Origin of the sequence: Nocardiopsis salina YIM 90010, assembly GCF_000341025.1 — a bacterium.
GTDB lineage: Bacteria > Actinomycetota > Actinomycetes > Streptosporangiales > Streptosporangiaceae > Nocardiopsis > Nocardiopsis salina.
This window is the reverse complement of the sequence record NZ_ANBF01000110.1, coordinates 1-12,271: the sequence shown is the minus strand read 5'-3', so window position 1 is coordinate 12,271 and position 12,271 is coordinate 1. Positions and strand designations below refer to the sequence as shown.

15 protein-coding genes and 1 tRNA gene are annotated in these 12,271 nt (G+C 71.6%); 12 read left to right on the top strand and 4 right to left on the bottom strand.

The genetic code is table 11. The features are described 5' to 3' along the window. Nucleotides 1-1,028: dTMP kinase (gene tmk, locus D474_RS0112155; protein WP_017613840.1), on the top strand; the 1,028-nt coding region annotated here is incomplete at its 5' end. A 62-nt stretch (nucleotides 1,029-1,090) separates the two neighbouring features. Here tmk and D474_RS28440 read toward each other — a convergent pair. Beyond that, nucleotides 1,091-1,558, bottom strand: coding sequence for a hypothetical protein (locus D474_RS28440; protein WP_017613839.1), 468 nt, complete (start codon nucleotides 1,556-1,558; stop codon nucleotides 1,091-1,093). Between the two features lie 739 nt (nucleotides 1,559-2,297). Here D474_RS28440 and D474_RS0112140 point away from each other — a divergent pair. From D474_RS0112140 to D474_RS0112120, 5 genes are all read left to right on the top strand, one after another. Beyond that, complete coding sequence (locus tag D474_RS0112140) at nucleotides 2,298-3,470, top strand: DNA polymerase III subunit delta' (protein ID WP_017613837.1); 1,173 nt, start codon at nucleotides 2,298-2,300, stop codon at nucleotides 3,468-3,470. A gap of 79 nt (nucleotides 3,471-3,549) precedes the next feature. After that, on the top strand, nucleotides 3,550-5,106 hold the full coding sequence (locus D474_RS0112135; RefSeq protein ID WP_040703438.1) for an alpha/beta hydrolase: 1,557 nt from the start codon (nucleotides 3,550-3,552) through the stop codon (nucleotides 5,104-5,106). An 83-nt stretch (nucleotides 5,107-5,189) separates the two neighbouring features. Next, nucleotides 5,190-5,262, top strand: a tRNA-Thr gene (locus D474_RS0112130). Continuing rightward, a complete protein-coding gene (locus D474_RS33320) occupies nucleotides 5,227-5,757 on the top strand; it encodes a hypothetical protein (RefSeq protein ID WP_239647052.1) in 531 nt (176 codons plus the stop codon). Before D474_RS0112130 ends, D474_RS33320 begins: the two co-directional genes overlap by 36 nt. Nucleotides 5,758-5,812: 55 nt before the next feature. Continuing rightward, nucleotides 5,813-6,163 carry a hypothetical protein gene (locus tag D474_RS0112120; RefSeq protein ID WP_026118417.1) on the top strand — a complete coding sequence of 117 codons (351 nt, stop codon included), beginning with the start codon at nucleotides 5,813-5,815 and terminating at the stop codon, nucleotides 6,161-6,163. 25 nt (nucleotides 6,164-6,188) lie between these two features. Here D474_RS0112120 and D474_RS32695 read toward each other — a convergent pair whose 3' ends face one another. Continuing rightward, a complete protein-coding gene (locus D474_RS32695; protein WP_017613833.1) occupies nucleotides 6,189-6,344 on the bottom strand; it encodes a DUF7554 family protein in 156 nt (51 codons plus the stop codon). 166 nt (nucleotides 6,345-6,510) lie between these two features. On the opposite strand from D474_RS32695, the gene D474_RS0112110 reads away from it, so the two are divergent. Both D474_RS0112110 and D474_RS0112105 read left to right on the top strand, forming a co-directional pair. Then, complete coding sequence (locus D474_RS0112110; protein ID WP_026118416.1) at nucleotides 6,511-6,738, top strand: hypothetical protein; 228 nt, start codon at nucleotides 6,511-6,513, stop codon at nucleotides 6,736-6,738. A 48-nt stretch (nucleotides 6,739-6,786) separates the two neighbouring features. Further along, complete coding sequence (locus D474_RS0112105; RefSeq protein ID WP_017613831.1) at nucleotides 6,787-7,164, top strand: hypothetical protein; 378 nt, start codon at nucleotides 6,787-6,789, stop codon at nucleotides 7,162-7,164. Nucleotides 7,165-7,174: 10 nt separating this feature from the next. Here the strand turns inward: D474_RS0112105 and D474_RS0112100 are convergent, their stop codons facing one another. Beyond that, entirely contained in the window at nucleotides 7,175-7,717 is a 543-nt protein-coding gene (locus D474_RS0112100) for a hypothetical protein (RefSeq protein WP_017613830.1), read from the bottom strand. A gap of 507 nt (nucleotides 7,718-8,224) precedes the next feature. Here D474_RS0112100 and D474_RS0112095 point away from each other — a divergent pair. Together D474_RS0112095 and D474_RS0112090 are read left to right on the top strand one after the other, a co-directional pair. Further along, complete coding sequence (locus D474_RS0112095; RefSeq protein WP_017613829.1) at nucleotides 8,225-8,473, top strand: hypothetical protein; 249 nt, start codon at nucleotides 8,225-8,227, stop codon at nucleotides 8,471-8,473. 42 nt (nucleotides 8,474-8,515) lie between these two features. Beyond that, on the top strand, nucleotides 8,516-9,094 hold the full coding sequence (locus D474_RS0112090; RefSeq protein WP_017613828.1) for a sigma-70 family RNA polymerase sigma factor: 579 nt from the start codon (nucleotides 8,516-8,518) through the stop codon (nucleotides 9,092-9,094). A gap of 23 nt (nucleotides 9,095-9,117) precedes the next feature. Here D474_RS0112090 and D474_RS0112085 read toward each other — a convergent pair whose 3' ends face one another. Next, nucleotides 9,118-9,648, bottom strand: a complete 531-nt coding sequence (locus D474_RS0112085; RefSeq protein ID WP_193374001.1) for an inorganic diphosphatase — start codon at nucleotides 9,646-9,648, stop codon at nucleotides 9,118-9,120. A gap of 76 nt (nucleotides 9,649-9,724) precedes the next feature. On the opposite strand from D474_RS0112085, the gene dacB reads away from it, so the two are divergent. Together dacB and D474_RS0112075 are read left to right on the top strand one after the other, a co-directional pair. Continuing rightward, nucleotides 9,725-11,086, top strand: a complete 1,362-nt coding sequence (gene dacB, locus D474_RS0112080; protein WP_017613826.1) for a D-alanyl-D-alanine carboxypeptidase/D-alanyl-D-alanine endopeptidase — start codon at nucleotides 9,725-9,727, stop codon at nucleotides 11,084-11,086. Nucleotides 11,087-11,193: 107 nt separating this feature from the next. Then, nucleotides 11,194-12,271: zinc-dependent metalloprotease (locus D474_RS0112075; RefSeq protein ID WP_017613825.1), on the top strand; the 1,078-nt coding region annotated here is incomplete at its 3' end.

The window sequence follows — 12,271 nt, the reverse complement described above, 5'->3', positions numbered from 1 at the left end:
CCTCGCCCGCCGGCACCATCTCCGAGGAATCGGTCCACCGCGAGCGCGCGTTCGCGTACGCCCACGGGGTCGCCCGTCTGACGTTCCTGGTCGCGACCGTGCTCGCCCCGGTGTTCGCCGGGTTGGCGGGCGACCACACCCTGCCGATCGGTGCGCAGCTGGAGTACGACCTGTGGGGCACGGGCATCGTCCTGACCACGGTCGGCCTGGTTGCGTTCGTGCTCAGCGCTCTCGCGCACCGCCTGGTCAACCGGGACGACCCCGAGGCCGGCCCGGGCCTGCTGCCGGAGCTGTTCGCCGCTCTGCGCGGGGCCGATCCCAAGGCCGACGACGGCGATACCGAGGTGCGCACCCCGGGCGCGTTCGTGGTCGTCGAGGGCGGTGAGGGCGCCGGCAAGTCCACGCAGGTACGGGAGCTCACCGTGTGGCTGCGCGACCAGGGCTTCGAGGTCGTCGGCACCCGCCAGCCGGGCGCGACCAAGCTCGGCATGCGCCTGCGGGGCATCCTGCTGGACCGGGAGAATTCGCACATCACCCCGCGCGCCGAGGCGATGCTCTACGCCGCCGACAAGGCAGACCACGTCGAGCAGGAGATCCTGCCCGCCCTGCGCCGCGGAGCCGTGGTCATCAGCGACCGCTACGTCGACTCCACCCTCGCCTACCAGGGGGCCGGCCGTGAGCTGGAGATCGACGACCTGCGCGAGGTCAACCGCTGGGCCACGCAGAACCTCGTCCCCGACCTGACGGTGCTGTTGGACGTGCGGCCCCAGGACGGCCTCGGCCGCTTGGGCGGGCCCGCCGACCGCATCGAGTCCGAGTCGGTGGACTTCCACGAGCGGGTGCGGCGCGAGTTCCGGTCCCTGGCCGACGCCGACCCCGACCGTTACCTGGTCGTGGACGCGAGCGAGCCGCAGGAGAAGATCACCCGGCAGATCCAGAAGCGGGTGCGCAGCCTGCTGCCGGACCCGGTGCCGAGCAGTTCCGAGGCGCCCACCGGCATGATCCCGATCATCCGCGACGAGGACTGACGCCCCCGTGACAACGAGGAGGCCCCGGCGCATGTGTGCCGGGGCCTCCTGCGTGTGCGGGGTCAGGACGGGGTGATCGTCCAGTCCCCGTCGGCCTCCACGTGCAGGAACGCGGTGTCCTCCGACATGGTCTCGGAGCCGGTGTACTCCCCGATCTCGTTGACCAGCAGGTCGGAGAAGCCGACCTCGTCGATGTTGTGGGCCCAGATGGCGAAGTTCGATTCGCCGGAGTGCTCCATCTCGACCTCGACGTCGGTGGGCTCCCAGTCGATGAGTACGACGTCGGGCCCGGAGCCCTCCAGGGGTTCGTCGGGGTCGTTCCAACTGTCCGCGTTCTCGAGGGGCTCGTCCGAGATGCTCCAGGACTCCTCGTCGCTGCGGACGTCGAGCTGGGTGATCTCCTGCTCGGCCCTGTGGTTGTATGGGGCCTTACCACCATTGCCGGTGTAGTGGCTGTGGACCTCGTCGACCCGGTCACCCGCGGCGTCGCGCAGTTCGACGGTGACGGTGCCTTCGGACTCGATGGTCATGAAGCGGGGGCCGGTCAGTGGTTCGTCGAGCTCGATGAGCTCGTTCCTGCCGCCCNCCCGGCCCCCCCGCCGCCGGCGGCGGCTTCGTCGTCGGCTCCGTCCTCCTCTTCCTCCGTGTCCTGCTCGTCCTCGGACGAGGCGGAGGCGGGCTCGTCCGACGAGAACGGGCCCGTCAGCACGATGACGCCCCCGGCCACCAGTACGAGGGCCAGGGCTGCGGCACCACCGATGAGGCCGATCTTGGCGCCCTTCGACATCCCGCCACTGGGACCCGGCGGCTGTCCGGGGCCGTAGGGGGGTTGTCCGGGGCCGTACGGGGGCTGTCCCGGACCGTAAGGAGGCTGCCCGGGCGCGTAGGGATGGCCGCCCTGCGGGTGCGCGTACGGGGGCTGCCCGGGCGGCGGGGGCGGCGGGCCCGGCTGGTGCGGTCCCGCCGGGTGTCCCTGGGGCGGGCCCTGCGGAGCCTGGCCGTCCTGCGGGGGTCCGTAGGGCTGGGGGCCTTCGTGCGGGCCCGGGGAAGGGGGATGGCTCATATCGCTGCTCCGAGGCTGCTTCGGGGGTTTTCACCGGACGCGGGGGCGTACGTCGAACGGACCCACGTTGTGTCGAACGGGCCCACGCTATCGGGGATGCCGCGGCTCCCATTCCGTCCGGGGGCTGTCCGGTGAGGGCCGGAACGTCGCCGCGCGCTCCTATCCTGGAGGGCGCACCTGCAAGGCACACTCTCCCGGGGGTACGCGTGACGGTCTTCGACGACCTCGTCGGCCAGCGGACGGCCGTCGCCCAGCTCGGCCGCGCCGTCACCGGGGCCGACGACCTGGTATCCGGCGGTCCGGGCACCGGCATGACCCACGCCTGGCTCTTCACCGGTCCCCCCGGCTCCGGCCGCGAGGAGGCCGCCCGCGCCTTCGCCGCCGCCCTGCAGTGCCCCGATGGCGGCTGCGGGCACTGCGACTCCTGCCACCAGACGCTGTCCGGTACCCACCCTGATGTGCTCTACGTGCGCCCGAGCGGTCTCAGCTTCGGTGTCGCAGCCACCCGCGACCTCGTGCTGCGTGCAGGGTCCAAACCCTCCGGGGGCCGGTTCCGCATCGTGCTGTTCGAGGACGCCGACCGCGCCACCGAGGCCGCTTCGAACGCGCTCCTCAAGGCCGTGGAGGAACCCTCCCCGCGCACCGTGTGGCTGTTGTGCACACCCACCCCCGAGGACCTGCTCGTCACCATCCGCTCGCGCTGCCGACTCGTCACGCTCACCAGCCCCGGCACAGCCGAGCTCGTCACCGCGCTCACCGAGCGCGACGGCATCGACCGCTCCACCGCCGAACAGGCCGCCCGCGCCTCGGTCGGGCGCATCGACCGCGCACGCCAGCTGGCCACCGACCCCGACGCCCGCGGCCGCCGCGAAGAGGTCCTGTCCATCCCCGCGCGCCTCGATGGCCTGGGCGCGTGCGTGACCGCCGCCTCCCGCCTCTACGAGATCGCCGAGCAGGAGGCCAAGGCGCTCACCGGCGCGCTCGACGAGAAGGAGCGCGACGAGCTCAAGGCCGCCTTCGGCGAAGGGTCCCAGGGCAAGGGCGTGGCCAAGGCGATCCGGGGCGCCTCGGGTGCCCTGAAGGAGCTCGAGGAACGCCAGAAGCGCCGCGCCACTCGCATCAAACGCGACTCCTACGACCGCGCGCTGCTCGACCTGGCGGCCTTCTACCGCGACGTGCTCACCCTCCAGCTCGGTGCGCAGGTCGAGCTGTCCACGGCCGAACGCTCCGGTGACCTGCAGCGCCTGGCCCGGTCCGGGTCGCCCGAGAGCACCTTGCGCCGCATCGACGCGATCATGGCCTGCCGCGAACGCATCGCCGCCAACGTCCACCCGCAGATCGCCATGGAGGCGATGACCTCGGCCCTCCTGACCGGCTGACCCCGTCTCCCGGGCCGTCGGGCACAATGGGCGGGCGCCGCGACACACCGGCGGTGCGGCCGCGACGGGAGGGTGACGGGTGAGCACGAGGGTGAGGAACACGGTGGCCGGCCTGGTCGCCGGGGCGGTGCTGGCCGTCACCGGGTGCACGGGTCAGGAGACCGACGGGCCCGAGGACCCGGCCCCCTCCGAAGCCGCCCCCGAGGAGTTCACCGAGCAGGACCTCGACTGGGGCGCCTGCGAGGAGGGTGCTTCCGGGACCGAGTGCGCCACGTTCGAGGTGCCGCTGGACTACGACGAGCCCGAGGGCGAGCGCATCGAGATCGCCGTGAAGCGCTTCCCGTCGGAGTCCGGTGATCCCGACGGCTCCCTCGTGGTCAACCCGGGTGGTCCCGGCGGCTCCGGTCTCGACTTCGCGGACGCTGCGCCCTTCGCCACCAGCGACAAGGTTCGCGACCACTTCGACGTGGTCGGCTTCGACCCGCGCGGTGTCGGCCGCAGCACCCCGCTGACCTGCCTGGACTCCGACGGCGTCGACGAGTTCCTCGGCGAGGAGTACGACACCGCCGACGGCACCGGCGACCCCGCCGACCTCACCCCACAGGGTGTGGAGGAGATCGAGGAGAGCAGCCGCGAGTTCGTGGAGGCCTGTGAGGAAGAGGACGCGGACCTCATGAGGAACGTGGGCACCGCGGACGTGGCCCGCGACATGGACGTGCTCCGGGCCCTGCTCGGTGACGACCGGCTCACCTACATGGGCGCCTCCTACGGGACACACATCGGCGCCCAGTACGCCGAACAGTTCCCCGACCGGGTGCGCGCGCTCCTGCTCGATGGTGCGGTCGACCCGAGCCAGGCGCCGCTGGAGGCGAGCGTGGCGCAGGCGACCGGGTTCGAGACCGCGCTGCGCGCCTTCGTCGAGGACTGCCTGGGCCGCGGTGACTGCCCGCTCGGGGAGGCGGGCGACGACATCGAGGACGGCGTGCAGAGGCTCACCGAGTTCATGGAGGACACCGCGGAGCAGCCCCTCGACAACACCGCCGACGCGCGTGAGGTCAACCGCGCCCGCGCCGAGCTCGGTGTGATGTCCGCGCTCTACAGCGAGGACCAGTGGGATCGGGTGCGCCAGGGGCTGGCCGACGGTATGGAGGACGGCGACGGGACCGTTCTCGTGCAGCTCGGCGACGACCTGTACAGCCGTGGCGACCCGGCCGCCTACGAGAACTCCACGGCGATGCTGACCGCCGTGAACTGCTCCGACGCCCCCGGCCCGCGCGAGGTCGATGCCTACGAGCAGGCCGCGCAGGCGGCGGGGGAGGACTCGCCGCTCTTCGGTCCCGGCCTGGCCTGGGGCGCACTGACCTGCGCGTACTGGCCGGAGGAGGCGGTCGCCGACGGGGGTGAGCTCACCGCTGAGGGCGCCGATCCGATCATGGTGCTCGGAACCACACGCGACTCCGCGACCCCCTACACGTGGTCGGAGGCGCTGGCCGAGCAGCTCGAACCCGGGTTCCTGCTCACCCGCGACGGCGACGGCCACACCGGTTACCGCATGGGTGACGAGTGCATCGACGCCGTCGTCGACGACTACCTCGTGGATCTCGAGGTCCCCGAGGACGGCGAGGCGTGTGCCTGACCGCACCGGAAACGGTGTACCTCAGCACTCCGGGAAGGCGCTAGACTGGTGCCTGCCTCGCCGCGCGGAACGCGCGGCGCGGTGCCGCCTTAGCTCAGTCGGCAGAGCGATTCACTCGTAATGAATAGGTCGCCGGTTCGATTCCGGCAGGCGGCTCCGACACATCGAAGGCCCGTCCGGTCCATCCGGACGGGCCTTCGTCGTTCCCGGACACCGGCGGTTGGCACCGGGCATCGCCGGGCGGGACGTCTGCTTCCACGTGGAGCCGGGGAGTTACGTGGCTGCCGCGCCGATCGCCCGGCAAGACGACGGTGGCACGCTTCTACGGGGGATTGCCGGCGGCCCCGGGCGTCCTCGCAGAGGGGCAGGTCGTCGAGGTCTACCGTCCCGATCCGGTTGCCGGGCACATCGGGCAGACGGCGCCGCGCACGCGGGAGCGGGTTCCGGATTCATGAGGGGGCGCTGGACGCACTGCGCACGGTGTTGGTGGGCGACCACGACCGGTTCGCCGCCGGCAACGGCCGTGAGGTCCGCACTTTCTTCGAAACCTGCGTGACCCGGCAGGCCCGCAGGATCGAAAGCGCTGCGTCCGAGGGAGCTGCGCCGGGGATGGAGGATCTGCGGACTCTGGCCGCCCGCGATCTCCGCTGACAAACCTTTTGCCAGCTTTGCGTGTTCTTGTCATGACACTGTGTAGGCTCGCGCCATGAGTCTGATGCTGATGATGTTCGCGCTGCTGGGGGCGGTCGTGGTCCTGGGCGGCGGCTCCTACGCTCTGCGCCGGGTCGTGGCACGGATCGAACAGGGGCCCCGCCCACCCGGGTCCGCCGGTCCGCCGGGCGATGCGCAAGTGGGCGGGTACGTGCCGGCGACGAGCTCGCCCGAGCAGCTGTCGGACACCGTGCGCCGCCGCGTGCTGGCCCTGGTCGCCGACGGGCGTCGTGAGGAGGCCGTGCGCATGGTCGCGGAGCGCCTGCGCGCCGACCACGCACGCGCCCGCCGCATCGTGGCCGATCTCGTCGGCCCCGGAGCCACCGGCGACCCCGCCTCCGGTTAGGGGCGGGGCCGCGCACCGCGGGCGGTCAGCTCTTCCGCGATCCGGTGAACCACCCCCAGGCGGCGGTCACCACGAACAGCACGGCCGCGATCGCCGTGAGCCAGAACAGCCCACGCAGCACCGCTCCCAGGATCCCCAGGACGAGCCAGATCGCGAGCAGCACCAGGACGATACGGAGCATGGTCCTCCCTCGAACGTTGTCGGCCCCGCCCCGAGTGCGGGGCCTCTTCCGTGCCCGGGGGCGCCGGTGCACGGCCGCAACGATTCTCCCGTGCAGGTGGGCCTCCTGTGGCGGGAGGGGCCCGGGAGCGTGTGTGCGGTGCCACATTTGCGGGGAAGGGAGGAGCATGAGTCTGCAAGAGGCATCACGCCAGTTGGAAGCCGCGATCCACGACGCCAGGGTCTCCTTCGACTGCATCCTCCTGGACGAGGTCGACCGGGCGCACACGAACGCCATCACCGCACGCGCCGCGATCGACGCCGCAGAGCACGCCCTCAACGTGGAACTGGAGAAACGGGCCGCCGAGGCCGAGGGCGGTTCCGACAGCAGTCCCGGGGGCGGGCCCGAGAGCTGATCGAACGCTGATCGAACAGGTTTACGAAGGCCGGGGTATGCTGGGGTCATGCCCGATCAGTCGCTGACACCCGACTGGCCCGCGAGTGTGCACCCACCCGGGTCGGACTCCTTCGAGCAGACGGCCCTGGTGTGGCTGTTCGACCACGTGCCCGCCGACTACCGCCTGCACGGTGTCCTGCGCCGCCATCCCGTCGCCCTGTCCCGCCTGGCTCTCCAGCACGTCACCGCGGCACTGGAGGCCGCGCGGGAGGGCTACCGCACCGCGCGCGTCGATCTGCGCGACCACCTGCCGCCGCACGCACTGGACCAGGTCATGAACGCCTACCTGGCCGAGGGGCAGCGCACGGCGGCACTGCTGCGTTCGATCGAGGTGGTCGACGCGGCCCTGCGCGAGGCCGCCGCCGGGCGGGCCGATGACACCTGAGGCTCGTCGCTCATGCGGTCACCCGCAGCACGACCGCCATCTCGTCGCCGGTGTTGACGAGGAACTGGTGCCCGCGCTGACCACCTGCGGCCGGGGTCCCCACGACCCTGCTGCGGCCGGGCGCCAGCTCGGCCGCCGATCGCATCCACCCGTCCGGGCCGGAGTTGATGAGGTGCGCGCGTCCGCTCACCAGGTGCAGGACCTCCATTGGGCCACGGCGGTGTGCCGGCGACTGCGGGCCGGCGACGAAACTGTTCGGCTCCAACGCCACCACGCTCACCCGCAGCCTTCCGGCCGCGTGGCGTCGGGCGCTGCGGGGGGCGGGTTGCCAGCGCCCGCGGCGTACGGGCCACGTGGACGGCCGGACCAGCACCGCGGCGGCCTCCCGGGCGGCCGAGCACAGCTGGCCCAGGGTCGGTGCGCGGCGCTCACCGAGATGGGCGTAACCGGATCTGGCTCCGGCGTCGACGACGTCACCGATCCCCTCCAGCGAGACACGGGAGGGCTGCGGTTCGAGGGCTCCGGGGGCGGTGGGCGATACCTGACGGGACATCGGGGCACTATCCTTCACGTGTGCGCGCCCGACACCATGGCGGGCGCGAGGGTCGTCCGAGGGCACCGGGGAGCAGCGGGCGCCGAACGGCGCAGCACGCACAGGTCTCCCGCGGTCGAAAGAGCAGGCCACCGTCGTCGCGAGTGCGCGTTCGGACGGTGGGAAGCACCGGGCCGGTCAGTGACAACGGCCGTTGCGGTGGCTCAGGGACGACAACACGGACACGCCGCACGGGCCAGGCGGCAGGGGGCCCAAGGGGCCGTGCGAGCCGGGACGGCGGTGCGGGTGTGCGGATCCATGGTTGCAAGGACACCAGCATCGACGGGGGCAGTCAAGCCGATCCGGGTCACACGTGTCTCGGGCGCCGGCGTCGGCCCCGGATGTGTTGCGGTGGGAGTCCCGTGGTGGTGACATGTGCACCCCGACGGCGGCCCGGCCGCCGATACGGGCAGCATCCCCCGCGGTAGTGACAGGAGTGGCCGAGATGGCATCCCTCGGTGGGCCGACTTGACGCCCCAGGCACAGGGCCTGTGGGCGCTCCTGCTCGTGCGTGCGCTCGTCGTCGCGGCGGCCGGGGTCATGGCCCTGGGTTTCCTCGGCGCGGGGGCGGCGGTGCTGGTGGCAGCGCTGACCGCGCTCACCTATGTGCTGTTCTGGCTGCGCTCCCGCTTCGCCGCGGGGAGGTGGCCCTTCCTCCCTGCCCCGGGGTACGGGGAGAGCGCCGGGGAGGACTCCGACCCGACCGACTTTCGCTGAATGGCGGGGGCGGGCGCCGTACCCGGCGTAGATTCTTGGTCTATGACCGACCGGGACCTGCTCCTGACCCTGTGCTCCAGTCGTGTACCTGCGCACGAGGCCTACGCCGAACTCCTCGACACCTACGGCGACGAGCTCTACCGGTGCTGCATCCTCGAGCTGGCCGACCGCGATGCTGCCCACGTCGTACTGAGGGACGTGCTGATCGCCGCCCGCGCGCATGTCGACAAGGTGCGCGACCCCGACGACCTCGGGGGCTGGTTGCGTGCGATGGCCGAGGCGGAGTGCGCCCGGCACCGGGCGGTCGCGGGGGAGACCCTGCCGTCGGGGCTGCCGGAGTGCACCGGGATGGTGAGACGCCGTGTGCTCAACGCGGCCGCCGGCCCGGAGCTGGACGGCTACCGCGCGCACGTGGCGGCGCGTACCGACGACTTCCGCCGGGACGGCTTTCCCCGCCGTCCGGGGGAACCGGCGCCGCTGAGGGGGCTGTTCACGCTGCTGCCGGTGGGGTTGGCGCTGCTGGGCGCCCTGCTGCTGTTGACCCTCGCGGGTGTCGTGCTCTCCGAGGACACCGCACTCGAACCGGTCCCGGGCACCGTCACGCCGCAGAGCCAGCGGTGACGGGGCCCGGGTGCGGGAGCCGGTTACTCGTTGCTGCTGCTCGTGGTGATGTGCGAGGAGTCGCCATGGGTGCCGTGCTCCTCGGCGCGCTTGATCGACGCCAGGATCTCCTGCTCGGCCTCGTGGCGGCCGGCCCAGGACGAGCCTTCGGTGGACTTGCCGGGCTCGAGGTCCTTGTACACGCGGAAGAAGTGCTCGATCTCGAGGCGCTCGAACTCGTTCACGTGGTGAATGTCACGCAGGTGCTCCTGGCGCGGGTCGGTCGCCGGGACGCACAGGAGCTTGTCGTCGCCGCCGGCCTCGTCGCGCATGCGGAACATGCCGATGGCGCGGGCGCGGATGAGGCAGCCGGGGAATGTCGGGGCCTTGAGCAGGACGAGCGCGTCCAGGGGGTCGCCGTCCTCGCCGAGCGTCCCCTCGACGAAGCCGTAGTCGGCGGGGTAGGTGGTGGAGGTGAACAGCATGCGGTCGAGACGGATCCGGCCGGTCTCGTGGTCCACCTCGTACTTGTTGCGCTCCCCCTTGGGGATCTCGATCGTAACGTCGAATTCCATGCTGATCTCGGCTCCCAATGCGACTAATGTCGCCGTATAACTACAACGTCAGGCCGCGACACCGAAGGAAGGGCAGGTGCCCCGGGTGCGACGGGTACGAGGCGAAGCGTGCGTCACGCTGGCCCTTCTCAACATATTCGTGCTGATCGCCGGTTTCGTCACCCTCGACATGATCGAGGCCAGGCCGCTCCCGGCGGCACCCAACCCGGTCACGGACGCCGAGGGCGCGGCGTCGGTGGATCCCGCGGCGTCGACCCCGGCCGACCCGGAACGGATCGCGGACGTCCTCGATGATCCCATGTCGGCCTCCGGGCTCGAGGAGGGCCTCTCCGGTTACGTCGTCGACGGCGTCTCCGGCGAGACACTCTTCGAGCTCGACGCCGACAGCTCTGCGATACCGGCCTCGACCACGAAGATCGCGACGGCCATCGCAGTGCTGTCCACCGCCGGCCCCGACCACAGGCTCACCACCGAGGTCCACCTGGACCCGGACGACGACCGACTGGTGCTGCGCGGGACGGGCGACGCGACGTTGACCGCGACGACCGACACCGGAGCTTACCCGCAGGCGGCGACCTTGGAGGAGCTCGCCGAGAGCACCGCCGGGGCCCTGGAGGAGCAGGGTGTGTCCTCGGTCTCGCTCGGCTACGACGACTCCCACTTCACCGGCTCCGACACCGGCCCCGGCTGGAAACCCAACTACATCACCGAGGGCAGCACCGCCGCCGCCCACGCCCTCCTTCTCGACGGCGGCCGGGTCGAACCGGACGTGTCCACCCGCGAGGACGACCCGCCGCGCGCCGCAGCCGATGCCTTCGCCGCGAAGCTGGAGGAGGCGGGCGTCGAGGTCGACGGAGACCCGTCCGAGGAGGAGGCCTCCGGCGCGGTCCTGGCCGAGGTGGAGTCGGGCCCGGTCTCCGACCTGGTCGAGTTCATGATGCTGGCCAGCGACAACAACATGGCCGAGTCCCTGGGCCGCGTGGCCGCCCTCGAACTGGGGGAGGACCCGGATTTCGACGGCGCCGCTGCGGCCACCCACAGCGTTCTCGACGACCTCGGCATCGAGGGCGTGGAGGTCTCCGACAACAGCGGCCTGAGTCCGGAGAACAGCATCACGCCCCGCGCCCTCGTGGAGATGGTGCAGGTCGCCGGGGATCCCGAGCACCCTGAGCTCGACGCGACCGTGACCGGGTTGCCCACCGCCAACGCCACCGGCACTCTGGCGGGCCGCTACTCCGAGCAGTCCGAGTCCCACGGCGGCGCGGGCCTGGTGCGCGGCAAGACCGGGACCCTGGACGGCGTGAGCTCCTTGGCCGGGACCGTGCACGACCAGGAGGGCAATGTCTTCGTGTACGCCTTCGTCGCCAACGTCGACGGCGCCACGGGACCGCAGCTGGACACCATCGCCGCGGCTCTCAGCGCCTGCGGCTGCTCTTGACCGGCAACGACGCCGTTCGGTCTCCGGGACAACCCCCAGAGCACCCGGATTTCCGTCCGCGACCCCGGTGCCCGCCCTGACCCGTGGGTAGGCTGACGGATGTGACTGTGATCGACTGGGACGTAGCCGTCAGCACCGGTGTCCGCCTCGTGCGCCCGGGGCCGCAGGTGGAACTGTCCGACGCGCGGCAGGCCGTCGCGCAGTTGCGCGAGCTCTCCACCGTGGCCGCCGGGCACGTACGCGACTTCACCGGTTTGAACCCTCTCGTGCCGACCGGCCCCGCGGTGATCGTCGACCGCCCCGGTTGGATCCGCGCCAATGTCGACGGGTTCCGGGTCGTGCTCGAACCCGCCCTCGAACAGATGAGCAGCGAACGCTCCGAGACCCCCGGCGCGAACCTGGCGGGCGCCGTCGGGTCCCGCGTGACCGGGATGCAGCTCGGCGCCGTGCTCTCCTACCTGGCCGGGAAGGTCCTGGGCCAGTACGAACTCTTCCTTCCACCCGACCCCGACGGGAACCTGCCGACCGGGCGCCTGACCCTGGTCGCGCCCAACATTGTCAACACCGAACGCGAGATGGACGTCGACCCGCACGACTTCCGCCTCTGGGTCTGCCTGCACGAGGAGACCCACCGGATGCAGTTCACGTCGACGCCGTGGCTGCGCGGGTACGTCCAGGACCTCATGCAGGAGCTCCTGCTCTCCTCGGAGATGGATGCCGCCGCCTTCGTCGACCGCCTGCGCGCGGCGGGCGAGGCCGTGGCCGGTGCGGTTCGCGGTGACGGTGAGGCCGGCGGGTTGCTCACCGCCTTCCAGAGCCAGGAGCAGCAGGAGATCATGGACCGTGTCAGTGCGGTCATGAGCCTGGCCGAGGGGCACGGCGACTACGTCATGGACGCCGTCGGTCCCGAGGTCGTGCCGAGTGTGGAGCGCATCCGTGCCCGGTTCCAGAAGCGCCGCGAGTCCGCCAACCCCCTCGACCGCATCATGCGCCAGCTCCTCGGCATGGACATGAAGATGAAGCAGTACGAGGAGGGTGCCGCCTTCGTGCGCACGGTCGTCGCCCAGGTGGGCATGGCCGAGTTCAACAAGGTGTGGACCTCTCGCGAGACTCTGCCGACGATGGCGGAGATCCGAGACCCGAACGCGTGGATCGACCGCGTGGTGCGCCCCGCCGCCATCGCGG